The sequence below is a fragment of the Microbacterium paraoxydans genome (genome assembly GCF_020524545.1).
In the GTDB taxonomy this organism is placed as follows: domain Bacteria; phylum Actinomycetota; class Actinomycetes; order Actinomycetales; family Microbacteriaceae; genus Microbacterium; species Microbacterium paraoxydans_C.
On record NZ_JAIVLG010000002.1, the window covers coordinates 518193 to 540510 of the forward strand.

Genomic DNA, 22318 nt, shown 5'->3' on the forward strand with positions numbered 1-22318 from the left:
CCGCCGGGGCGGCCGCGACACCGGCCGCCCCGGCATCCTTTCCCCCTCCGACCCCATCCTCCGAGAGGCCCCCATGTTCCTGTTCACGGCGAAGCGGGTGCTGTCCGGCATCCTCCTGCTCGTCGCGGTCTCGATCGGCACCTTCTTCCTGGCCCATCTCGCCATCAGTGACCCGACCGCCTCGCTTCTCGGTACCACGGCGAGTCCGGCCCAGCAGGAGGCGCTCGCCGAGAAGATCGGCCTCGACCGTCCGCTCCTCGTGCAGTTCTGGGACTGGCTCTCGCATGCGGTGCTCCTCGACTTCGGCGTCTCCTGGCGCAACTTCCAACCCGTCAGCGAACAACTCGCCATCAAGGTCCCCGTGACCCTGTCGGTGGTGACGTTCGCGACGCTGATCACCGCGATCGTCGGTGTCACGTTCGGGATGATCACCGGGCTGCGCCCCGGCACCTGGTTCGACCGCGTCATCAAGGGCATCTCGGTCGTGCTCTTCGCGCTCCCCGGCTTCTGGGTGAGCCTCGTGCTGGTGATGTGGCTCGCGGTGCAGCTGAAGTGGTTCCCGGCCGTCGGCTACGTGCCGCCGACGCAATCGGTGGACGGATGGCTGCGCTCCATCACCCTCCCGGCGATCTCGCTCGCCCTCGGTGGCATCGTCGCCGTCGCCGAGCAGCTGCGCAACGCCGTGATCGCGCAGAGCCGACAGGACTGGGTGCGCACGCTCCGCAGCCGGGGTCTCTCCGCCGCTCGCGTCAACCTGCACATCCTCCGCAACGCCTCGCCCGCCGCTCTCACCGTCATCGCGTTGATGTTCGTCGGGCTGCTCTCCGGCGCGATCGTGGTCGAGCAGATCTTCAGCCTCCCCGGTCTCGGGCAGCTCACGAACCAGTCCTCGCAGAACGGCGACATCCCGATGCTCCTCGGCATCACGGTCATCTCGATCGTCTTCGTCGTCCTCATCAATCTCCTGCTCGACCTCGTGCTCGGCTGGATCAACCCGAAGGTGCGCGTCGCATGACCACCACAGACATCCGGGTCGCCTTCGACCGCGCGGCGCAGAAGCGACGCTCGAGCCTCTACCGTCGCTTCCTCCGCCACCCCGGCGGCTACGTCCCGCTGGCGATCTTCCTGCTCATCGTGCTCGTCGGAGTCTTCGCGCCACTGCTCGCCCCGATGGACCCGAACTTCGTCGATCTCGCCGCGGCCAAGGCCCCTCCCGGGCCCGAGCACCTCCTCGGCGGCGACTCGACGGGGCGCGACATCCTGAGTCGACTCATCTACGGCACGCGGACCACCCTGTGGGGCGCGCTCATCACGATCGTCACCGCGCTCGTGATCGGTGTACCGTCCGGTGTCGCGGCCGGGTACTTCGGCGGCACGTTCGACCGCATCGCCACCTGGATCAGCGACGCCCTCCAGTCGATCCCCGGAATGATCATCCTGCTGGTGGTCGCCGCAGGCAGCCGCAACAACTTCGAGCTGCTGATGGCGACCGTCGGTGTGTTCATGGTTCCCGGGTACTTCCGCATCGCGCGCTCGCAGACCCTCGCCGTCCGCGGCGAACCCTACATCGATGCCGCCCGCGTCTCCGGACTGTCGGACGGCCGCATCATCTTCCGTCACGTCATCAAGGCCGTGTACCCGCCGGTCATCATCCAGACGGCGCTCACCGCAGGTATCGCGATGGGCATGCAGGCGGGCCTCCAGTTCCTCGGCATCGGCGACTCCAACGTGCCCAGTTGGGGTGCGATGATGCTCGAGGGCTTCCGCCTGATGCTCACCTACCCCCTCATGCTGCTGTGGCCTTCGGCCGCTCTCGGCCTCACGATCGCGGTGCTCGCGATCATGGGCTCCACGCTCGCCGAGCTGGTGCAGGTGCGCACACCGCGCGTCTCCCGTCGGTCTGCCGCCGCGACGGCCATCAGTGCGACACCGCACGCCCCGGCGACCGGAAACGCCCAGCACACGGCGGAGGAATCCGCGCTGCGCGTCGAGAACCTCCGGGTCGTGCACGCCACGCCGACCGGTGAGACCGAGGTCGTGCACGGCGTCACCCTCGACGTGGCGCCCGGCGAGGTCGTCGGCATCGTGGGGGAGTCGGGATCGGGCAAGTCCCAGACCGTGTTCTCGGTGCTCGACCTGCTGCCCTCCACGGGGCGCGCGATCGCCGACGCCGTCTGGGTGGGCGGCACCGACGTGACGGCGGCGACGCCGAAGCAGCGACACGCTCTGCTCGGCCGTGAGATCGGCTACGTGCCCCAGGAGCCGATGAGCAACCTCGACCCGTCGTACACGATCGGCCATCAGCTCATCGAGCCGCTGCGTCGAACCCACGGGCTCCGCAAGGCGGAGGCCAGGGAGCGCGCACGGGCGATGCTCGTGCGCGTCGGCCTCACCGATCCGGACCGGGTCATGCGCAGCTACCCGCACCAGGTCTCGGGCGGCATGGCGCAGCGCGTCCTCATTGCCGGGGCGATCGCGGGAAAGCCGTCCCTGCTGGTGGCGGACGAGCCGACCACGGCGCTCGACGTGACGGTGCAGGCGGAGGTGCTCGAGCTCCTGCGCGAGCTGCAGGCCGAGTACGGCATGGCCCTGCTGATCGTCACGCACAACTTCGGCGTCGTGGCCGACATCTGCGACCGCGTGATCGTGATGCGTGGCGGTGATGTCGTCGAGTCCGGACCCGTCGACTCGCTGTTCGCGTCGCCCGCCGAGGAGTACACGCGCGAACTGATCGCCGCTTCCCTGGACGATGCGCAGGGTCGCGCCGAACTCGACCGCGCCGGATCGGAGGTGACCGCATGAGCGCCCTGCTCGAAGTGAAGGACCTGGTCGTGGAGTACGGCCGTGGTCGGCACGCGTTCCGCGCGCTGCACGGTGTCTCCCTCGACATCGCGCCGGGCGAGTGCCTGGGCCTGGTCGGGGAGTCCGGCTCGGGGAAGTCGACGCTCGGCAAGGCGATCCTCGGCCTCGCACCGGTCAGCGGCGGGAGCATCCGCTTCGACGGCAAGGAGATCAGCAGGCTCGGCGGCCGCGCGCGCCGCGCGCTCGCGGACGACGTACAGGTCGTCTTCCAGGACCCGTACGGATCGCTGAACCCCGCGATGACGATCGGCGACATCCTCGCCGAACCGCTGTTGACCACCGGGATCGGCGCGAGAGCCGCCGAGGCGAAGGTGCGCGAGATGCTCGACCGCGTGCGCCTGCCGGAATCTGCCATGGATCGCTATCCGAGTGAGTTCTCCGGTGGTCAGCGTCAGCGCATCGCCATCGCGCGCGCCCTCGTCCGCGGACCGCGCCTCATCGTGTGCGATGAGCCCGTCAGCGCCCTCGACCTCACCACGCAGGCGACGATTCTCGACCTGTTCATCGAGCTCCAGCGCGACACCGGCGTCGCCTATCTCTTCGTCTCGCACGACCTCGGCGTCGTGCGCCGCGTCTGTCACCGCGTGGCGGTCATGTACCACGGCGAACTGGTCGAGGTCGGGGAGGGAGAGCAGGTCACCCGTGCCCCGCAGCATCCGTACTCCGAGCGGCTGCGCCTCGCCTCGCCGGTCGCCGATCCGGTGGCGCAACGTCAGCGACGTGCCCAGTGGCTGGCTCTGCGGGAGGTGCGCGATGCGGCGGTACGGTAGCTCCAGGCCCGATCACTCCACGCCTCGGAATCGGCCGGAAGGACCTCATGCCGAAGATCATCGATCACGACCAGCGCCGACGAGACATCGTCGAAGTCGCCAAGAGCATCATCTTGAAGGGTGGCTTCGAGGCCGCGACCATGCGCAGCATCGCGGCCGAGGCGGGCTTCGCGAACGGTGCGCTGAAGCACTACTTCCCGGGCAAGGAGAGCATCGTCGCGGCGACGTTCGAGACGATCCTGCAGCAGATGTCCGAGGGTGTGCAGGCCGCAGGGGAGGAGCCCACCTCCGCGGAGGCCGCGCTCCGGGGCTTCCTGGAGGCGACGATCCCTCGCGACCAGGAGCAGATCGCCGCGGGGCGGGTGCTGCTCGCGCTATGGGAGTACGCCATGGCCAACGATGCGCTCGCCGAGCTGTACCGCGGACACCTGGCCTCCTGGCGGACCTCCCTCATCGAGCGGATGGAGGCGGCGCGCGACGAGGGGTCGATTCGCGATCAGGATTACGGACCGCTCGCGAACGAGTACATCTCGGCGGCGGTCGGTGCGACCGTGATCAACCTCATGTACCCCGACGGCGAGCGGATCGCCGACTACGAGACCTATATCGACCAGTTCCTGGCACGCCTGCGCTGAGCGCCGCGCGCCGGGCCCGAGAGGACGGCGCGTCATGACCTCATCCCTGTTCGTCGAGCGGCACCCGGGTGCCGGGCGTCCCGTCGCGTTCCTGCACGGTCTCGCGTCACGCGGGGCGCAGGACTGGCCGGATGACGAGTGGGCCGGCGTCTTCGGCGACCGTCCTCGCGTCGTGGTCGACCTCCCGGCGCACGGCGGGAGTCCGGCGCTCGGCGCGGCACCCACCTCCGTGGTGGTGAAGGCACTCGCCTCAGCCGTCGGCAGCGCCGAGATCGACCTGGTCGGATACTCGCTGGGGGCCCGCCTGGCGTGGGATCTGGCGACGCATCCGGGCGTCTCCGTGCGCCGCCTGGTGCTCGGAGGGCTCAGCGCGGGAGAGCCGTTCGCGCAGGTCGATCTCGCCGCAGCGCGCACCGCGGTCGACGGCGGGGCCATGCCGACGGATCCTCTCACGAGCATGATCGTGCACATGGTGTCGTCGCCGGGCAACCGTCCGCGCGACCTGATCGACGTGATCGAGGGCCTCGCGGCAGAGCCGTTCGACCCGCGGCCGGGGGGTATCGCCGTGCCCGTCCTGCTGCTGGGCGGCACGGGCGACCCGATGGCGGCCGGCATCGACGACCTCGCGCGGATGCTCCCGGATGCCCGTGCACAGCGTGTGCCCGGCGATCACCTCACCGCCCTGCACACGGCGGAGTTCCGTGCTGCGGTGCGGGACTTCCTGGCGGACTGAGACACGACCTCGCTCGGGCCCACCCCTGTCCTTTAAATCCAACGTTCGTAGAAATATAATGAAAGGCCAACACATGACCGAAACGCCCACCGCGGATGCCGCCCGGATCCTCGACATCGCCACCGGGTACATGGCATCGAAGCAGCTCTTCCATGCCAGTCGTATCGGCCTGTTCCGTGCCGTCGACGGCGGAGCGGACACGTTCGCGGCAATCGCCGAGACGTGCGGGGTGAGCGAGCGCATCGCCCGTCTGCTCGCCGATGCGATGGCAGCCAAGGGGCTCCTGACGCGCGCGGACGGACGCTACGCCCTCGCCCCGGATGCGGCCGCCTACCTGACCGGAGCCGATGCGGCGATCGACCTCGCGCCGTTCCTGACCTTCCTCGATGAGATCAGCTACCCGCACTGGCTCCAGTTCGCGCGCACGGTCGACACCACCGAGCCCGGCGACCTGCAGATGGACGACGCCCGCTGGGCGACGTTCATGGCCGGCGTCATGACGTACAACCGCCTGCACGCGCAGGAGTTCGGCCGGCACATCGACCTGACCGGCGCCACCCAGGCGCTCGACTTCGGCGGCCTCTCCGCCGAGTTCGCGCTCTCGGTGATGGCGCGCAATCCCGAACTGCGGACGACGTTCCTGTACGCGCCCGGCTTCGAGGACGGGATCGCCGAGGCCGTCGAAGCGGCCGGGGTCGCCGATCGGGCCGTCGTGGAGGTCGCAGACACCGCCACGGCCGAACCGGAGGGCGCCTACGATGCGATCTTCGCGAACCACGTCATCCACCGCTTCGGGGCCGAGGAGAACGCCAGGATCTTCCGCAACCTGCGGGCGGCGGCGGCGCCGGGGGCGACCCTGACCGTGCTCGACTTCTTCCTCGATGACGATTCGGCGCAGCGCGGGATCGATGCCCTGCATGCGGGGGAGTACCTCGTGATCGATGGGACCGTCGTGTACCCGGAGGCCCAGGTGCGCGAGTGGCTGAGCGACGCCGGCTGGGCAGTGCGCGAGAAGGTCGCGCTGCCGGGAAGTCCGCGGGTGCTCGTGGCGACCGCGGTGTGAGGCCGCCCCGGCGTCGGGGGTCCGCTGCCGGGGAGATGGACTGGTCCGAGGGGGATCAGAGGCGGGCGGCATGCGTGAACATGCCGCCCGCCGTTTTCGTGCGCACCGGCGTTCGGTCGCGCGAGAGGTCAGCCGCGGGTGAACACCGTGCGGCCGTCGACCATCGTGCGCTCGACCTCGAGGGAGGAGAACGGGCGGCCGGGAGTCAGTGGATCCTCATCGAGGATCGTCAGGTCAGCGACCTTCCCGACTTCGAGCGATCCCTTCCAAGCGGAAGCGCCGTCCTGTCTCGCGGCATCCACGGTCATGGAGCGCACCAGGCGGCGGCGGGACGGCGCGTCGTCCGTGAAGCCGGCATCGGAGAGCAGGCCGAGCGAGGCGTCGAGGCCGAGCCGCCAGTCCGGGCTCGCGATCGGCGAGTCGCTCGTCACCGTCGTGAGCGCGCCGGAGGTGAGCATCGCGGCCAGCGGCCAGGCGGTGGCCAGACGTGCTTCGCCGAGCTGGAGCGCTGCCCAGGAGTGCGTGTGCGCGGCGATCAGCGGCTGCACGGCGAAGCCGGCGTCGACTCCGCGCATCCGGGCGATCTGCTCGGGCGTGGCCAGGTCTCCGTGGACGACGTAGTGGGGCGCGGACGGCCGGGGCGCGTCGGAGAGGCGTTCCAGGACGGCGAGGAACTCCGCGATCGATCGGTCACCGGTCGCGTGCACGGCGATCTGCAGGCCGCGGGATGCGGCGAGCTCCACCATCCGCTGGAACGCGGAGAGCGGATCGTTCCCTCCCCGTGTGAGCAGGGCGCCCGTGCTGCCGTCCGTGTAGGGCTCCTCGACCCAGGCGGTGGCCATCGGTGGGATGCCGTCGGCGAAGATCTTCACCCCGGGGATCGCGAGCCACCGCGGGTCGTGGATCGGGGCCGGGGTGCGGATGCCGCGTTCGAAGTCGTCCAGGGTGCTCTCGCCGTCGATCGTGCCGAACAGCCGTAGCAGGGTCACTCGTGAGGTCTGGGCGCCTTCGCGGTGCAGCTCGCCGTAGGTGTCGAGCATGGCCGTGCCGAAGCAGCCGGTCTCGCCCGCGTCTTCTCCCGGACCGATCCCGGGCTCGGTGTAGCTCGTGATGCCGCGTTCGGCGAGGAGGCGCCAGGCACGCAGGAGAGCGGCGCGCCGCTCGTCCGCGCTCGATACCAGACGCCCGGACGGCTGCTCCTCGGCGGGCGTGTCGGAGAAGAACAGGTGCGGCCAGCGTGCGCCCAGCCACGCGGCGTGCAGGTGGGCGTCGTTGATGCCGGGGATGGCCGTGCGCCCGTCGAGCTCCAGAGTGGAGCGTGCTCTGAGCGATGCGACGGCTTCGTCCACCGCGACGATCATGCCGTCGCGCACGGCGAGGGCGTGGGCGACCGTATCCCGCCCGTCGAGGGTGTGGATGCGGCCGCCGCGGATGATCAGGTCGGCGTCGTCGCCGGGAAGTGTCTCGCTCATTATTCCACCAGTGTAGACGTAAAACTCGACCCGCGGTGAGACGGGGAAGACCCGGATTCGGCGCGCGGTTCCGGGGCTTGTACGCTGGAGCCATCCCCCGATCACCCGGCAACCCGCGCGCCGGTGACCTCGGTGCGCGCTCACACATGCAAGGACGCAGATGAACGATTCCGCGGCACACCGCGAAGACTGGACCGCGAGCGAAGAACTGGCGGAGCGGATGATCCCGCTCATCGGGGCGCTTCGACGCGAGCACGACGTGGTCACCTCCCTCCACGGACACCGCCTGCTCGGCCTGTCGGCGACCGGGCTCGTCGAGGTGCATGAGCGCGTGGCACAGCTCGGACATGAGCGCCTCCCGATCGAAGACAGCCTGGCCGTGCTGGAGGCGATCCACGCGCTCGCCCCCGGCGCGTCGTCGCTCGATGTCGCGCGCCTCGTGGCCGGCCATGCGGAAAGCGGTGAGCCTCTGGAGGCGTATCTTGCCGACGTGCTCGCGCCGGCGATGGGCGCCGTCGCCGCCGAACCCACCGATGTCGTGCTCTACGGCTTCGGGCGCATCGGCCGGCTGCTCGCCCGCATCCTCATCGCGCACACGGGCGGCGGCAGCGGTCTGCGCCTGCGTGCGATCGTGGTGCGTCGCGGCTCCGAGAACGACCTCGTCAAGCGGGCATCCCTGCTGCTGCGCGACTCCGTGCACGGCCGCTTCGCCGGTTCCGTCACGGTCGACGAAGACGCGGAGCAGATCGTCGCGAACGGCACCCGTATCCAGGTCATCTACTCCGACGACCCGGCGACGATCGACTACACCGCCCACGGGATCCATGACGCGATCGTCGTCGACAACACCGGCCGCTGGCGCGACGAGGCCGGTCTCTCGCAGCACCTGAGGTCGAAGGGCGTCGCCCGCGTCCTGCTCACCGCTCCGGGCAAGAGCCCGCTCAAGAACATCGTGCACGGGATCAACGACGACACGATCGTCGACTCCGACCGCATCGTCTCCGCCGCCTCCTGCACGACCAACGCCATCACCCCGGTGCTCGCCGCGATCGACGAGGCGTACGGCGTCGTGAAGGGACACGTCGAGACGGTGCACTCGTTCACGAACGATCAGAACCTGATCGACAACTTCCACAAGGGCGATCGACGCGGGCGTTCGGCGGTGCTCAACATGGTCATCACCGAGACCGGTGCGGCGAAGGCCGTCGCGAAGGCGCTCCCGCAGCTCGAGGGCAAGCTCACGGGCAGTTCGATCCGCGTCCCCACCCCCGATGTCTCGCTCGCGGTGCTGCACCTGACGATCGAGCGTCCGGCGACCAAGGACCAGGTCAACGACTACCTGCGCCGGGTCTCCCTGCATTCGAAGCTGCGTCAGCAGATCGACTACGTCGAGAGTCCGGACGTGGTCTCCACGGACTTCGTCGGGTCGCACCGTGCGGGCATCGTCGACGGCCTCGCGACGATCGCCGACGAGGACACCCTCATCCTCTACGTCTGGTACGACAACGAGTTCGGGTACTCCTGCCAGGTGATCCGGGTGCTCGAGGTCATGGCGGGCTCGCATCCGATCGTGCTCCCCGAGCGTCGTGAGGTGACGCTGCAGAGCTGAAGCCTCGCGCGCACGGCGTCGGAGGCGCCCGGCAAGATGGGGTCATGAAGACAGCGACCCTGCTCGCCGAGCGCCTCCGCTCGCATCGCCTCACCGCACCGACGCGGACGATCTCCGAGGCGGCGCACCACATGCTGGCGGTGCAGAGTCAGGACTTCACCGCCGGTCGGTGGGCGCTCGCCGCGCGCACCCGGGGAGAGATGATCCTGCCTGACGTGGATCGCGCGTTCGATCGCGGTGATCTCGTGCGGGGCTGGGCCATGCGCGGCACGCTGCACACGGTTCCGGCACGCGACCTCGGCTGGATGCTGGAGGTCACCGCCGAACGCCAGCGGCAGCAGGCGGCCACGCGTCATCGCCAGCTCGGCATCGACGATGACATGATCGCGGCGACGGTGGGGGCCGTGACGCCGGCGCTGCGTGACGGCGGCCGCACCCGTGCCGAGCTGTTCGAGATCCTCGAGGGGATCGGCATCGACCCGGCGGGCCAACGCGGGATCCACCTGCTCTTCACCCTCACCATCGACGGTCTCCTCTGTCAGGGTCCTGTCGCCCCGCGGGCCGGAGTGACGCGTGAACAGCGTTTCGTTCTCGTCGAGGAGCACATCCGCGACCGCGCGCACCCCGACGACCCGCTCGCCGAGCTGTTCGTGCGCTACATCGACGGACACGGCCCGGCCGGCGTCGCGGACTTCGCCTGGTGGTCCGGACTCACGCTGGGGCAGTCCCGTGAGGCGGCTGCACGGGCGGCCGAGCGCGTCGTCGAGGTCGGGGAGGGGCTGTTCACCTCTCGAACGCGCCCGCGACGGACGACGGATGCGCCCGCCGTCCACGCTCTCGGCGCGTTCGACGAGTACTACATCTCCTACGCCGACCGCACGGTCGTGTGCGCTCCGGAGCGCCTGGCCGCGGTCGGCCCAGGAAAGAACGGCATGGTGCGCGCGACGCTGATCGAGCAGGGTCGTGTGATCGGAACCTGGTCGCACGCCACGGCGATGCGCGACGCGCCGCCCGAGTTCTTCGACGATCCGGTCGATCCCGAGGCCGTGACTGCCGCTCTGGGGCGATTCGAGCGATTCCTGGGCGACGGAGACCGCTGATCAGACGGTGACCTCCGAGATCGCGAGGGCCGCGATCTCGGAGGCCAGCACGATGAGGCGATCATTCGCTTCCTTCTCCGCGACAGTCACTCGCAGCCCCTCCCCGGCGAACGGGCGCACCAGCAGTCCGTGGCTCTCGAGAAGCTCGGCGGCCGGGGTGGTCGCCTCCCCGAGCGGCAACCATACGAAGTTCCCCTTGCTTTCCGGCAGCGTGAACCCGGCATCCGTGAATGCTGCGACCACGCGCTCGCGCTCTGCCACGAGGGCGGAGACGCGCTCCTCCAGCTCCGCCTCGGCGGCCAGCGAAGCGACGGCAGCGGTCTGGGCGAGGTTCGTGACGCCGAACGGGATGGCGACCTTGCGCAGCGCGATGCCCAGCTGCTCGGGCGCGATGGCGTAGCCGACGCGCATGCCGGCCAGTCCGTAGGCCTTCGAGAACGTGTGGGCGACGGCCACGTTCGGGTAGCGGCGGAAATACTCGATCCCGACGGGTGAGTCGGAGCGGTCGTTGAACTGTACATACGCCTCATCGATCACCACGACGATGTGTGCAGGCACCCGCGACAGGAACAGGTCCAGCTCGGCATCGCCGACGGTCGTGCCGGTGGGATTGTTCGGGTTGCACACCAGGATCAGGCGGGTGCGGTCGGTGACGGCAGCGAGCATGGCATCGAGATCGTGCCGGTGGTCGGCGGTGAGGGGCACCATGACCGGGACGGCGCCTGCCGCTCTGGCGAGCATCGGGTACGCCTCGAACGAGCGCCACGCGAAGAGCACCTCGTCGCCCTCACCGGCGGTGGCCCGCATCAGTTGCGACACGACCTCGACCGACCCGCTGCCGAGCACGATGTTGACGGGCTCGACGCCGAAGCGCGCGCACAGCTCGGACGTGAGGGCGGTCGCCGCCGTCTCGGGGTAGCGGTTGACGTGGGTGAGCTCGTCGGCCATCGCCGAGACCACGGACGGGAGCGGGGGATAGGGGTTCTCGTTCGACGAGACCTTGTACACCGGCAGCGTCGTCTCGGTCTTCGGGGCAGCCTTCCCCGGCTTGTAGCCGGGGATCGCGTCGAGGTCCCCCCGCAGTCTCAGCTCCGACATCCGATAGCCCTTCTCTCCTGTGCGCCTCTGCGACCGTGTCCGTTTGACAGGTTCGAGCGGACTTCATACTATCGCAATTGAATATAAAGAATGTTGTCAATCCGATTTCCGTGATCGGATGCGACGGAAGGAGCGGCGCGACGGTGCCCCACACAGCGGTCGATTCCCTGGATCAGCGCCTCAGCCTGCGCGTGCGAGCGATGCGCCAGGAAGCTCGGGACGTGCTGTCCCTGGAACTCGACGACCCCACCGGCGCCGAATTGCCGGCGTGGGAGCCGGGCGCGCACATCGACCTCCGCTTCGCGAATGGTGTCGAACGCCAGTACTCGCTGTGCTCCGACCCCGATGACCGCACCGCCTGGCGCATCGCGGTGCTCGCCGAGAGCCCCAGCCGCGGCGGCTCCCGCTACGTGCATCAGACGCTGCGCGTCGGCGACCCCGTCACGGCCTCCGTCCCCATCAATCATTTCGAACTCGCGCCCGCCGCAGACTACGTGTTCGTTGCCGGGGGCATCGGGATCACGCCGATCCTGCCGATGCTCGACGAAGCCACTCGGCGGGGAACCCCATGGCGACTGGCATATCTCGGCTCGATCGGGGAGCGCATGGCGTTCCTCCCGGCAGTGCACCACGCGGGTGGGGACGCGGTCGTGGTCCGCGGCGACTTCGAGGATCGGCTCGACCTGGCCGCCTGGATCGGTGCGCCGTCGGCGGAGACCGGCGTGTACGCGTGCGGTCCGGAGCGCATGCTCGACGCGCTGGAGGAGCTGAGCGCCGACTGGCCGCACGGCGCACTGCACATCGAGCGTTTCCAGGCGAAGACCTTCGGCGAGTCGCAGGGCGCCGAGTCGTTCGAGGTGGTCGCTCGTCGGTCCGACCTCGTCGTCACGGTCGACCGCGGCTGCAGCATCCTCGAGATGCTCGAGAACGCCGGCATCGGCGTGCCCAGCTCCTGCCTGGAGGGCGTGTGCGGCACGTGCGAGACCGGCGTCGTCGACGGAGCGCCGGAGCATCGTGACTCGATCCTGACCCCCGACGAGCGCGAGAGCAACGAGACGATGATGATCTGCGTCTCCCGTTCGCTCGGTGACCGCCTCGTCCTCGACATCTGACAACGAACGGAGCGACATGGACACCGGAACCGCATACGGACTGCGCCTCGGGCAGCCGCTGAACGAGCTCGCGCAGGTGGGCCCTGGCACCCCCTACGGCGAGGTGCTGCGCCGCTACTGGCATCCCGTCGCGAAGGTCGAGGACGCGACGACGCGCCCGATCTCCCTGCGCGTGCTGGGCGAGGAGCTGGTGCTCTTCCGCACGAGGAAGGGTAAGGCGGGCCTGCTGCACCCGCGCTGCATCCACCGCGGCGCCTCGCTGTTCTACGGCGGCGTCGAGGAGGAGGGTATCCGCTGCTGCTACCACGGCTGGGTCTTCGACACCGAGGGGCACTGCCTGGAGCAGCCGTGCGAGCCGGATCTGGGGCTGCACCGCGACCGCGTGCGCCAGCCGTGGTATCCGGTCGAAGAGCAGTACGGTCTGATCTGGGCTTACATGGGACCGCCCGAGAAGAAGCCTGTGCTGCCTCGCTATGACACGCTCGAGGAGTTGGCCGCCGACGAGCAGCTCATCGTGAACGACCAGGGCGTCGGAGGCGGAGGGCCCGCGCAGCTCGACTTCAACTGGCTGCAGCACTGGGAGAACGTGATGGACCCGTTCCACGTGCCGATCCTGCACGCCCGGTTCAGCGGCAACCAGTTCACGCCGGAGATGGCGCTGATCCCCGAGGTCGAGTACGAGTACACGCCGCTGGGCGTGCGCAGCATCCAGATGCGCGAACTCGGCGACGGGCGGCAGCTGCGTCGTGTGACCGAGGTCATCTTCCCGAATCTGCGCGTGGTCGCGAGCCCCAAGCTCGCCTCCGGTCAGACGAACATGATCGGTTGGGTGGTGCCGATGGATGACACCAACTTCCGCATCTTCACGGTCGCGCGCGACAGCGACCCCGACTTCCTCGCCAAGCTGCGCTCGACCCACGAAGGCAAGCCGTGGAAGGAGCTCACCGACCTCGAGCACCAGCGCCTCCCCGGCGACTACGAGGCGCAGAAGTCGCAGGGACCGATCTCGCTGCACTCCGAGGACCATCTGACCACGACCGACCAGGGCATCGCCATGATCCGTCGCATGATGGCCAAGCAGCATCGAGCCGTGGCGGGCGGCGGCGACCCCGTGGGCGTGTTCTTCGACGAGTCTGAGCGCCTGATCCGCATCGAGGGCGGCAACTACTTCGAGGGCGCGCCCGACGCGCCGTTGCTCGCCGACGCGGTGGACGACTGACATGGCCAAGTACACGGCGCGGCCGCCCCGCGGGGACCGGCCGGTCCTCGTGCTGGGTATCAGCGACGTGGTCGTGATCGAGGGCGAGCCGGCTGTGTCGGTGAGCACCTATCACCTGTCGGCGTGGGGGCGGTGGGTGCGCGACGTCGCCATCCCCGACGACGCTGCGCAACGTCTGCACGAACTCGCGGAGCACTTCGACATCGTCTGGGCATCGGAATGGGGCCACAACGCGCACACCGCGTTCCGCGCGCCGCTCGATCTGCCCGAGGAGCCCTGGCCGTTCCTGCCCGTGCAGTTCGACAAGCTCGAGCACATCCGGCGCTATGCAGGAGAGCTGCCGTGGGTCTGGGTGGACGACCCGCTCGTCGACCTGAGCGGTCAGCCACCGGAGTGCGACGATGGCATCGTCGTGCGAGTGGATCCGGCCACCGGCATCCTCGGCGTGGACGTCGACGACCTGCTGGCGAAGACGCGGGAGCTGGTCGAGCGCCGCGCGAGAGAAGACGAGGAGAACGCATGACGGATGCCGTAGCGATCGTCGGAGGACGGGTCGTCACAGGCCTGGGCGAGGAGATCGACGGGGGCACGGTGGTGCTGTCCGGCGGGCGCATCGCTGCCGTCGGGGCGGGACTCGCGGTGCCGGACGGTGCCAGGGTGATCGACGCCTCGGGATGCTGGGTGCTGCCCGGCCTGATCGACCCGCACAGTCACATCGGCGCACACGAGGAGGCCAATGGCCCCGCGGGGTTCGACGGCAGCGAGGTGTCGTCGCCGGTGACCGCGGGGGTGCGGGCGATCGACGCCATCAACATCGAGGACATGGCCTTCCGCGACGCGCTCGCCGGGGGAATCACCGCCGTGGTCGTCAAGCCCGGATCCGGCAACCCGATCGGGGGGCAGAGTGTGGCCGTCAAGACGGCCGGTGGGCGGTCGGTCGACGAGCAGGTCATCCGCGCGTCGCTGGGGATGAAGTCGGCGCTCGGCGAGAACCCCAAGCAGGCCTACGGCGAGCGCAAGCAGTTGCCGTCGACGAGGCTCGGCATCGCCCTCGTCATCCGCCAAGCGCTGCAGGACGCTCAGGAGTACGCCATCCGCCGGGACAGGGCTCGCGCCGAGGGGACGCCGTTCGCCGTGGATCTCGGAAAGCAGGCGCTCGCCGAGGCGCTTGACGGGACGCTCACGTGGGAGCAGCACGCGCATCGGCACGACGACATCGCTACCGCGCTTCGCATCGCCGAGGAGTTCGGGCTGCGTCTCGTGGTCAACCACGGCACCGAGGCGCACAAGCTCGCCGACATCCTCGCGGAGCGCGACGTGCCCGTCATCTACGGACCGATCCTGTCGAGTCGCTCCAAGGTGGAGGTGCGCGAGGCCGACCCCGCGAACCTCGCCGCGCTCGCCGCGGCCGGCGTGCGGGTGGCACTCACCACGGACCATCCGGTGGTTCCGATCGGGATGCTCGCGATGCAGGCTGCCGTGGCGGTGCGGGCAGGGCTGCCCCGGGAGACGGCACTGGCCGCGATGACGTCGTCCGCCGCAGCAATCGCCGGCATCGATGACCGGGTCGGCGCGCTGGAGCCCGGCCGAGACGCGGATGTGGTTCTGTGGAGCGGAGACCCGCTCGATGTCGCCTCGACCGTGCGGGAGGTGCTCATCGACGGACGCACGGTGTTCACAGCGGCCGCGATGGCGCGAGAGGGGAACGGATGACGCTGCGCGAAGATGCCGCACGATTGCAGCCGGAGCTGGTGGAGTTGCGTCGTCGGCTCCATCGCATCCCGGAGCCGGGCTTCGATCTGCCTCTCACGCAGCGCGCCGTGCTCGAAGCGATCGACGGTCTGGGGCTGGAGATCACGACCGGGTCCGATCTGAGCTCGGTCACCGCGGTCCTGCGTGGGGGAGGGGACGGGCCGTCGGTGCTGCTGCGCGGGGACATGGACGCGCTCGCGATCGCCGAGGAGACCGGCCTCGACTACGCCTCGACCAATGGCGCGATGCACGCGTGCGGGCACGACCTGCACGTCGCCGGGCTCGTGGGGGCCGCACACCTCCTCGCCGCTCGGCGCGACCGCATCGCCGGTTCCGTGGTGTTCATGTTCCAGCCCGGCGAGGAAGCCGGTGGCGGTGCTCCGCTCATGATCCGCGACGGCGTGCTCGACGCCGCGGGGAGGCGCGTGGAGGCCGCCTACGGTATCCATGTGGGCCCGGGGGAGCGCGGCACGTTCCAGCTCAAGGCCGGCACCATCATGGCCGGGGCCAACGTGCTGCGTGTTCGGGTCCATGGTCGAGGTGGGCACGGGTCCCGACCGCAGCAGGCCGTGGATCCGGTGCCGGTCGTCGCCGAGCTGATCCTCGCGCTGCAAGCCTGGGTCACACGCCGCATCGATGTGTTCGATCCGGTCGTGCTGTCGGTCACGACGCTCTATGCGGGCGAGATCGTGAACGTGATCCCGGAGAGCGCCGGTTTCGCCGCGACGCTGCGCACGCTGTCGGAGGCGTCGATCGCGCAGGCGCAGGCGGAGCTTCCGCCGCTGATCGAGCGGATAGCCGTCGCTCACGGGTGTGAAGCCGACGTCGAGGTGATCGTCGGCTATCCGGTCACGGTCAACACGGCGGAGGAGACCGCGGCGGCCACGGCGGTACTGCGCGCGGAGTTCGGCGATGATCGTGTGGAGGAGCTGGCTGCGCCCTGGATGGCATCGGAGGACTTCTCGTTCGTGCTCAGGGAAGTACCGGGAGCGTTCTTCTTCCTGCAGGCGACGCCACCCGACATCGACCCAGCCGACATCCCCATGAATCACTCGCCGCACGCGCAGTTCGATGACGCGGTGCTCGGTGATCAGGCGGTCGCGCTCGCGGCGCTGGCCTGGCAACACGTGGGAGTCGGGGACGCCTAGCGGGTCGGTGCGAGATCGATAACGCGCCTTCGGGGACCGGCCGAGGGGCGTTATCGATCCCGCACCGACTCAGCGGCCGAGGGTGCGATGGTCGAGGACGGCCTCACGGCCGGCTCTCAGATCACCGGAGCGGATCGCATCGATCAGAGCCTCGTGGATGTGGAGGCGCTCGTCGGTGTCTTGGCGGAAGCCGGGCACGGCCAGGGCGTCCTCGGCCGACGCGCCCGCGGTCTCGCCCTCGATGTAGTCGACGAGGTTCAGGTAGAAGGTGCGCAGCACCGCGTTGGGGGAGATCTCGGCGATGCGGCGGTGCAGTCGCCAGTTGCCGTGGAGCCCCTCGATCGGGTCGTGCCAGTGCTCTGCGAGATCCGCCATGACGGCCTCGAGCTCGGCGATGTCGTCGTCGGTACGGTGCGTCACGGCATCGTGCATGACGGCTTCATCGAGAGCGTCGAGTACTTTGATGACGTCGTTCACGGGAGCGCCGGTCTGGCGGAGCCGCAGCACGCTGTGGGCGAGGCGGATGAGCGGCGACTGATCGGCGACGAAGATTCCACCGCCGGGCCCGGGGCGCAGGTCGACCGAGCCGCGGGCGCGGAGCACACGCAGCGCCTCTCCGAGTGTCGCGGGAGCGACGCCGAACTGCTCGCACAGTTCCTGGCGGGTGCCGATGCGATGCCCGGGCGGGAGCTCCTCGTCCTTGATCATCGCCTCGACCTCGGTGACCACGCGGTCAGCGACGGACTGCGCAGGCGCGACGCGTTGGAACGTGCGCGCTTCATCCTGTGTGGTGGCCACGGAGATCCTTCGGTCGAGGTATGGGGGAGCGGATGATTCACATCCTAAAGAGGAGGCGATTCGCCGGGGCGCTGCCACCCGGGCGATTCTCTATTTGCAGTAATTGAATGTATCTAATACAGTCATTCAAGCACAGCTGCTCATGAGAGGAAACAGATGACCGACCCCACTGGTGGCGATCTGCTCGCAGACTCCCTGATCAACCAGGGCGTCTCGCGGATCTTCGGCATTCCGGGCGTCCAGCTCGACGCCGCCGCAGACGCCCTCTACGCCCGCACCGACAAGGTCGATTTCATCTGCGCCCGCAACGAGCAGGCGACGACCTACATGGCGGACGGCTACGCGCGCAGCACGGGGGATGTCGGCGTGGCGATGGTCGTGCCCGGGCCAGGCGTGCTCAACGCGCTCTCCGGGGTCGCGACCGGCTACTCGGCCAACTCGCCCATGCTCCTCATCGCCGGTCAGATCGACTCCAGGGCGATCGGCCGCGGACTGGGCGCTCTGCACGAGATCCCCGACCAGACCGGCATCCTCGAACGGCTGACGAAGTGGACCGGCACGGCCCGCTCGGCGGAGGAGATCCCCGGGCTGGTGCGCGAGGCGTTCGTGCAGCTGCGCAGCGGGCGCCCGCGCCCCGTCGCGATCGAGGTGCCGCCGGACGTGCTGGCCGCCACTTCGCGCGCTGCCGCCGCCGAGCTTGTCGCCGCCGCGCCTCTCGTGCCGGATGAGCAGCAGATCCGCGACGCAGCGGCCCGCCTGCTCGCAGCCAAGCGGCCGATGATCGTGGTCGGCGGCGGGGTGCTGGCCGCGAACGCATCCGTTGCGCTTCAGGCGCTCGCCGAGGCGATCGAAGCGCCGGTCCTGATGACAGAGAACGGGCGAGGCGCGCTCGACGCCCGCCACCGCCTCGCCTTCGACTCCCTGGCCCTTCGCGCGTTCCGTGAAGAAGCCGACCTCGTCTTGGCCGTCGGTACGCGTTTCGTATCGACGTTCGGCACCCAGGTCGACACGAACGGCGCGCCCGTCATCCTCCTCAACGCCGAAGCGGCCGACCTCGAAGGTCCTCGCGCTGCGGTTCAGACCCTGCACGCCGACGCGCGCCTGGGGCTCGCGGCACTGGCGGCCGAGGTCGGATCGCCGTCACGCGAGTCCCGAGAGGGCGAGTTCGCCCGTGTGCGCACCTGGCTCGCCGAGCAGTTCGACGACATCGCCCCGCAGCGTGAGTACCTCGCGGCGATCCGCGGTGCGCTGCCCGACGACGGCGTGTTCGTCAGCGAGTTCACGCAGGTCGGCTATGCCGCCAGTGCCTGCTACCCGGCCTACCAGCCGCGCACGTACATCGGTCCCGGCTACCAGGGCACGCTGGGCTACGGCTTCGCCACGGCGCTGGGTGTCAAGGCCGCCGACCCCTCCCGCGCGGTCGTCTCCGTGAACGGCGACGGCGGTTTCTCCTGGACCCTCCAGGAGCTTTCGACGGCCAAGCGCTACGGCCTCGGGCTGGTGACGATCGTGTTCCATGACGGCTTCTACGGCAACGTCCGCCGCATCCAGAAGAACCGCTACGGTGCGCGCTACTTCGCGAGCGACCTCACCAACCCCGACTACGGCAAGCTCGCCGACGCGTACGGCATCCGCTCCGCGCAGGCCTACACGCCGCACGAACTCGCCGGCGTGCTCGCCGATGCCGTCCCGGCCAACGAGCCGATCCTGATCGACGTGCCCGTCGGCGAGTTCCCGTCGCCGTGGCATCTGATCCACGAGGGCGTTCCCCGTCCGCAGCCGCTCGCTCCCGACGCCCACCTCGTCCAGCGGGCAGGGGTCTGACATGGTCATCGGGCACGACATCGCCGGCATCAGAGAAGATGCCGAAGGGCAGGCTTCGATCGATGTCGTCAGCCCGGCCGACGGCACCGTGATCGGCGCCGTCGTGGCAGGCGGCCCCGCTGACGTCGATCGTGCGGTGGCTGCGGCCGCGGACGCGTTCGGCAGCTGGACGACCACGCCGATGCCTCAGCGCATCGTTCACATCGAGGCGCTCGCCGAGGGGTTGGCGCGCCACCGTGAGCTTCTCGCTGAGACGTTGAGCGCGGAGATGGGCTCGCCGATCGCGTTCGCGCGTTCCGCTCAGGTCGGGGTCGCGATCGCCGATCTCGCGCGCCTGGTCGAGGCTGCACGTGCGCACGTCGAGCGCGAGGCGGTCTCGAACTCCCTCGTCGTGGCGGAGCCGGTGGGTGTGGTCGCCGCGATCACGCCCTGGAACTTCCCGCTGCACCAGATCATGCTCAAGGTGGGGGCCGCGATCCTCGCCGGCTGCACGGTGGTACTCAAGCCCAGCGAGGTCGCGCCGCTGAACGCCGCGATCATCGGAGACATCCTCCGTGAGATCGGGCTTCCGGCCGGAGTCGTCAACATCGTCCATGGGGATGGTGCCGGGGTGGGTGCGCCGCTCGTCGCGCACCCGGGTGTCGACATGGTGACCTTCACCGGCTCGCGCCAGGTGGGCGAACATGTCGCACGCGCTGCTGCGGCGACGATCAAGAAGGTGGCTCTCGAACTCGGCGGCAAGTCGGCCGCGATCGTGCTCGACGACGCTCCGCTGGAGGACTCGGTGCGCGGCGTTCTCGCCTCCTGCTTCGCGAACGCCGGGCAGACCTGTGCTGCGCAGACCAGGGTGCTCGTCCCGGAGGCGCTGGTCGGGTCGTGGCGACGGATGGCCGTCGAGGTCGCTGCGGCCTGGGCGCCCGGTGACCCGCTCGACGAGGCGACGGCCACCGGGCCGCTCGCCTCCTCGCTGCAGCGGGAACGCGTGCGTGCGCACATCGCCACCGCGATCGGCGAGGGCGCGAACGTGCTGGTCGGTGGTCTCGATATCGTCGAACCGACGGCCGGCGGGGCCTACGTGCAGCCCACGATCTTCACCGATGTGACCCCGGACATGCGGATCTTCCACGAAGAGGTCTTCGGCCCGGTGCTCACGATCACCTCGTACGCCACGGTCGATGAGGCTGTCGACCTGGCGAACGACAGCGTGTACGGCCTGTCGGGAGGCGTGTGGTCGAGTGACCCTCGACGCGCGCTCGACGTCGCGCTGCGCATGCGCACGGGGACCGTCGGCATCAACGGCGCAGGTCTCGACGTGGGAGCTCCGTTCGGGGGCTACAAGCAGTCGGGCGTCGGCCGGGAGTGCGGCGTCCACGGGTTCGAGGAGTTTCTCGAACTCAAGTCGGTCATGGGCGCCGCTGCCCTCGTCGACGACTTCTCGTGACCGGTAACAAATCCGAAACACCGCCGACACGAGGCAATAAAGAGCAATTCATAACATTCAATTAGATGGAACCCGCCCGAGGTGGTTCCGTGGAGAGAGGACACCCATGAGACGCAGCACCGTAGCCGCGGCCGTCGGCGTGACGGCACTCGCCCTGACCGGCTGCGCCGGCGGCGGCGGAGAAGGCAGTGGTGGTGGAGCAGTGGACAACGCCACCATCGCCATCGCCGCAGATCCCGGTTCGCTCAACCCGATCACCAACGCCACCCAGGCAGGTCAAGAGGTCTCGGCGTACCTGTACGAGACGCTCATGTCCTTCGCGCACGGCAAGGATGCCGAGGGGCTGCTCGCCGAGAGCTGGACGGAGTCGACGACCGAGGTGTCCTTCGTGCTGAAGGAGGGGATCCTCTGCGCCGACGGCGCTGAGCTCACGGCATCAGACGTGAAGGCTTCCTTCGACTACGCGGCCGACCCGGAGACGGCCTCACCCTACTCGGGTGTGTACTTCCCCGCCGAGGGACTGACCGTCGAGGCGGACGACTCCTCGCGCACCGTGACGTTCACGAGCGAGCAGCCGCAGAGCTTCCTGCTCAGCAACATCGGGCAGATGCCCGTCGTGTGCGCGGCCGGTGTCGACGATCCCGCCTCGCTCGACGCCACGCCTGTCGGTACCGGCATCTACACGCTCGAAGACTCCTCGCCCGGACAGACGTACACGCTTGCCCTGCGCGACGACTACACGTGGGGCCCTGGCGATGTCACCAGTGACACCGCCGGACTGCCCAAGACGGTGACACTCGAGGTCGTCGACACCGAGCCGACCAGGGCGAACATGCTCCTGTCGTCCGAGGTCAACGTCGCTGAGGTCGGCGGCACCGATCGCGACCGGCTCGAAACCGGTGAGCTGTTCACGATCGATGTTCCCGCCCGTCCCGGCCTGATGTTCTTCAACCAGGCCGAGGGGCGGCCCACCAATGACCTGCTCGTGCGAGAGGGGATCGCCGGCGGTATCGACCGCGAAGAGGTCGCATCGGTCTCCACCGGAGGACGCGGCGAACTCATGACCTCGCTCGTCTCGTCGTTCACCGCGGTGTGCGCGGGCGCCGATGCGACGACGTCGCTGATCGGCTTCGACGCCGATGCGGCGGCCGCGACACTCGACGAGGCAGGCTGGACGGTCGGCTCCGACGGCGTGCGTGAGAAGGACGGAGCGAAGCTCGCGCTGACCTTCGTCTATCCGTCGACGGAGGCGCAGTCGGTCGTCGCCGGCATCGAGCTCATCCAGCAGCAGCTGGCGGAGATCGGCGTGGACGTCACCCCGAGCCCGTCGTCGTCGTACACCGACGTCATCTTCCAGGGAGGCGACTGGGACCTGATCTGGGCCCCGATCTCGACCACCCTTCCCTCCACCTGGGCGGGCATCCTCGCCGGGGACTTCCCCCCGAACGGAGGCAACTGGACGTACAACACGAACCAGGAGTTCTTCGACCTGACGGCCGAAGCGCAACAGCTCGCCGGCGAGGAGAGCTGCGACGCCTGGACGGCGGCACAGGCGTCGGCGATCGGTAACCTCGAGGTGATGCCGTTCGCGGAGTCCACCAGCACGCTCTACGGCGCGGGCGTGGAGTTCGAGGTCACCACCAACGGACTGCTGATCCCGACGAGCCTCCGAGGCTAGGAGC

General features: G+C 69.3%; 18 protein-coding genes and 1 pseudogene. 16 read left to right on the top strand and 3 right to left on the bottom strand.

Annotated elements, in window-relative coordinates; translation table 11 throughout:
• The first annotated feature begins 73 nt into the window (after positions 1–73).
• The 6 genes from LC041_RS07090 to LC041_RS07115 all read left to right on the top strand — a co-directional run bounded on the left by LC041_RS07090 (position 74) and on the right by LC041_RS07115 (position 6063).
• Positions 74–1015, top strand: a complete 942-nt coding sequence (locus LC041_RS07090) for an ABC transporter permease (RefSeq protein ID WP_226532380.1) — start codon at positions 74–76, stop codon at positions 1013–1015.
• Positions 1012–2802: a dipeptide/oligopeptide/nickel ABC transporter permease/ATP-binding protein gene (locus LC041_RS07095; RefSeq protein WP_226532381.1), complete on the top strand. Its 1791-nt coding sequence runs from the start codon at positions 1012–1014 to the stop codon at positions 2800–2802. Before LC041_RS07090 ends, LC041_RS07095 begins: the two co-directional genes overlap by 4 nt.
• Positions 2799–3632 (top strand): ATP-binding cassette domain-containing protein, encoded by an 834-nt coding sequence (locus tag LC041_RS07100; RefSeq protein ID WP_226532386.1) that lies wholly within the window; start codon positions 2799–2801, stop codon positions 3630–3632. Before LC041_RS07095 ends, LC041_RS07100 begins: the two co-directional genes overlap by 4 nt.
• A gap of 47 nt (positions 3633–3679) precedes the next feature.
• The gene (locus LC041_RS07105; protein WP_226532388.1) at positions 3680–4267 is read left to right on the top strand and encodes a TetR/AcrR family transcriptional regulator; all 588 of its coding nucleotides are present in this window, start codon (positions 3680–3682) and stop codon (positions 4265–4267) included.
• Between the two features lie 34 nt (positions 4268–4301).
• Positions 4302–5000, top strand: coding sequence for an alpha/beta fold hydrolase (locus LC041_RS07110; protein WP_226532394.1), 699 nt, complete (start codon positions 4302–4304; stop codon positions 4998–5000).
• Positions 5001–5073: 73 nt separating this feature from the next.
• Complete coding sequence (locus tag LC041_RS07115) at positions 5074–6063, top strand: methyltransferase family protein (protein WP_226532395.1); 990 nt, start codon at positions 5074–5076, stop codon at positions 6061–6063.
• A gap of 128 nt (positions 6064–6191) precedes the next feature.
• Here the strand turns inward: LC041_RS07115 and LC041_RS07120 are convergent, their stop codons facing one another.
• Positions 6192–7535 (bottom strand): amidohydrolase, encoded by a 1344-nt coding sequence (locus tag LC041_RS07120; RefSeq protein WP_226532397.1) that lies wholly within the window; start codon positions 7533–7535, stop codon positions 6192–6194.
• 160 nt (positions 7536–7695) lie between these two features.
• Here LC041_RS07120 and LC041_RS07125 point away from each other — a divergent pair, with 160 nt between their 5' ends.
• Entirely contained in the window at positions 7696–9144 is a 1449-nt protein-coding gene (locus tag LC041_RS07125; RefSeq protein ID WP_226532399.1) for a glyceraldehyde-3-phosphate dehydrogenase, read from the top strand.
• A gap of 44 nt (positions 9145–9188) precedes the next feature.
• The gene (locus LC041_RS07130; RefSeq protein WP_226532401.1) at positions 9189–10244 is read left to right on the top strand and encodes a winged helix DNA-binding domain-containing protein; all 1056 of its coding nucleotides are present in this window, start codon (positions 9189–9191) and stop codon (positions 10242–10244) included.
• Here the strand turns inward: LC041_RS07130 and hisC are convergent, their stop codons facing one another.
• Positions 10245–11342, bottom strand: a complete 1098-nt coding sequence (hisC, locus tag LC041_RS07135; protein ID WP_226532403.1) for a histidinol-phosphate transaminase — start codon at positions 11340–11342, stop codon at positions 10245–10247.
• 143 nt (positions 11343–11485) lie between these two features.
• Here hisC and LC041_RS07140 point away from each other — a divergent pair, with 143 nt between their 5' ends.
• From LC041_RS07140 to LC041_RS07160, 5 genes are read left to right on the top strand one after another with little or no spacing between them, the layout of a single operon-like run.
• A complete protein-coding gene (locus tag LC041_RS07140) occupies positions 11486–12454 on the top strand; it encodes a PDR/VanB family oxidoreductase (RefSeq protein WP_226532408.1) in 969 nt (322 codons plus the stop codon).
• 16 nt (positions 12455–12470) lie between these two features.
• The gene (locus LC041_RS07145; RefSeq protein WP_226532409.1) at positions 12471–13673 is read left to right on the top strand and encodes an aromatic ring-hydroxylating dioxygenase subunit alpha; all 1203 of its coding nucleotides are present in this window, start codon (positions 12471–12473) and stop codon (positions 13671–13673) included.
• Position 13674: 1 nt separating this feature from the next.
• Positions 13675–14196 carry a hypothetical protein gene (locus LC041_RS07150; RefSeq protein WP_226532410.1) on the top strand — a complete coding sequence of 174 codons (522 nt, stop codon included), beginning with the start codon at positions 13675–13677 and terminating at the stop codon, positions 14194–14196.
• On the top strand, positions 14193–15386 hold the full coding sequence (locus LC041_RS07155) for an amidohydrolase (RefSeq protein ID WP_226532411.1): 1194 nt from the start codon (positions 14193–14195) through the stop codon (positions 15384–15386). The genes LC041_RS07150 and LC041_RS07155 overlap by 4 nt, the downstream gene beginning before the upstream one ends.
• Positions 15383–16573, top strand: a complete 1191-nt coding sequence (locus LC041_RS07160; protein WP_226532413.1) for a M20 metallopeptidase family protein — start codon at positions 15383–15385, stop codon at positions 16571–16573. The genes LC041_RS07155 and LC041_RS07160 overlap by 4 nt, the downstream gene beginning before the upstream one ends.
• Positions 16574–16642: 69 nt before the next feature.
• On the opposite strand, the gene LC041_RS07165 is transcribed toward LC041_RS07160, so the two are convergent.
• Positions 16643–17371 carry a FadR/GntR family transcriptional regulator gene (locus tag LC041_RS07165; protein ID WP_226532414.1) on the bottom strand — a complete coding sequence of 243 codons (729 nt, stop codon included), beginning with the start codon at positions 17369–17371 and terminating at the stop codon, positions 16643–16645.
• Between the two features lie 156 nt (positions 17372–17527).
• On the opposite strand from LC041_RS07165, the pseudogene LC041_RS07170 reads away from it, so the two are divergent.
• The 3 genes and pseudogenes from LC041_RS07170 to LC041_RS07180 all read left to right on the top strand — a co-directional run.
• Positions 17528–19078 (top strand): annotated as a pseudogene (locus LC041_RS07170) (thiamine pyrophosphate-binding protein); the annotation flags it as partial.
• 118 nt (positions 19079–19196) lie between these two features.
• The gene (locus LC041_RS07175; protein WP_226532416.1) at positions 19197–20636 is read left to right on the top strand and encodes an aldehyde dehydrogenase family protein; all 1440 of its coding nucleotides are present in this window, start codon (positions 19197–19199) and stop codon (positions 20634–20636) included.
• Positions 20637–20742: 106 nt separating this feature from the next.
• Complete coding sequence (locus LC041_RS07180) at positions 20743–22314, top strand: ABC transporter substrate-binding protein (RefSeq protein ID WP_226532417.1); 1572 nt, start codon at positions 20743–20745, stop codon at positions 22312–22314.
• The last annotated feature ends 4 nt before the right edge of the window (positions 22315–22318 follow it).

Excerpts from the sequence above, each read along its gene's own strand:
- LC041_RS07160 (WP_226532413.1), top strand. The coding sequence starts at position 15,383 with ATGACGCTGCGCGAAGATGCCGCACGATTGCAGCCGGAGCTGGTGGAG.
- LC041_RS07180 (WP_226532417.1), top strand. The coding sequence starts at position 20,743 with ATGAGACGCAGCACCGTAGCCGCGGCCGTCGGCGTGACGGCACTCGCC.
- hisC (WP_226532403.1), bottom strand. The coding sequence starts at position 11,342 with ATGTCGGAGCTGAGACTGCGGGGGGACCTCGACGCGATCCCCGGCTAC.
- LC041_RS07100 (WP_226532386.1), top strand. The coding sequence starts at position 2,799 with ATGAGCGCCCTGCTCGAAGTGAAGGACCTGGTCGTGGAGTACGGCCGT.
- LC041_RS07110 (WP_226532394.1), top strand. The coding sequence starts at position 4,302 with ATGACCTCATCCCTGTTCGTCGAGCGGCACCCGGGTGCCGGGCGTCCC.
- LC041_RS07155 (WP_226532411.1), top strand. The coding sequence starts at position 14,193 with ATGACGGATGCCGTAGCGATCGTCGGAGGACGGGTCGTCACAGGCCTG.
- LC041_RS07105 (WP_226532388.1), top strand. The coding sequence starts at position 3,680 with ATGCCGAAGATCATCGATCACGACCAGCGCCGACGAGACATCGTCGAA.
- LC041_RS07120 (WP_226532397.1), bottom strand. The coding sequence starts at position 7,535 with ATGAGCGAGACACTTCCCGGCGACGACGCCGACCTGATCATCCGCGGC.
- LC041_RS07175 (WP_226532416.1), top strand. The coding sequence starts at position 19,197 with ATGGTCATCGGGCACGACATCGCCGGCATCAGAGAAGATGCCGAAGGG.
- LC041_RS07130 (WP_226532401.1), top strand. The coding sequence starts at position 9,189 with ATGAAGACAGCGACCCTGCTCGCCGAGCGCCTCCGCTCGCATCGCCTC.
- LC041_RS07095 (WP_226532381.1), top strand. The coding sequence starts at position 1,012 with ATGACCACCACAGACATCCGGGTCGCCTTCGACCGCGCGGCGCAGAAG.
- LC041_RS07115 (WP_226532395.1), top strand. The coding sequence starts at position 5,074 with ATGACCGAAACGCCCACCGCGGATGCCGCCCGGATCCTCGACATCGCC.
- LC041_RS07125 (WP_226532399.1), top strand. The coding sequence starts at position 7,696 with ATGAACGATTCCGCGGCACACCGCGAAGACTGGACCGCGAGCGAAGAA.
- LC041_RS07090 (WP_226532380.1), top strand. The coding sequence starts at position 74 with ATGTTCCTGTTCACGGCGAAGCGGGTGCTGTCCGGCATCCTCCTGCTC.
- LC041_RS07150 (WP_226532410.1), top strand. The coding sequence starts at position 13,675 with ATGGCCAAGTACACGGCGCGGCCGCCCCGCGGGGACCGGCCGGTCCTC.
- LC041_RS07145 (WP_226532409.1), top strand. The coding sequence starts at position 12,471 with ATGGACACCGGAACCGCATACGGACTGCGCCTCGGGCAGCCGCTGAAC.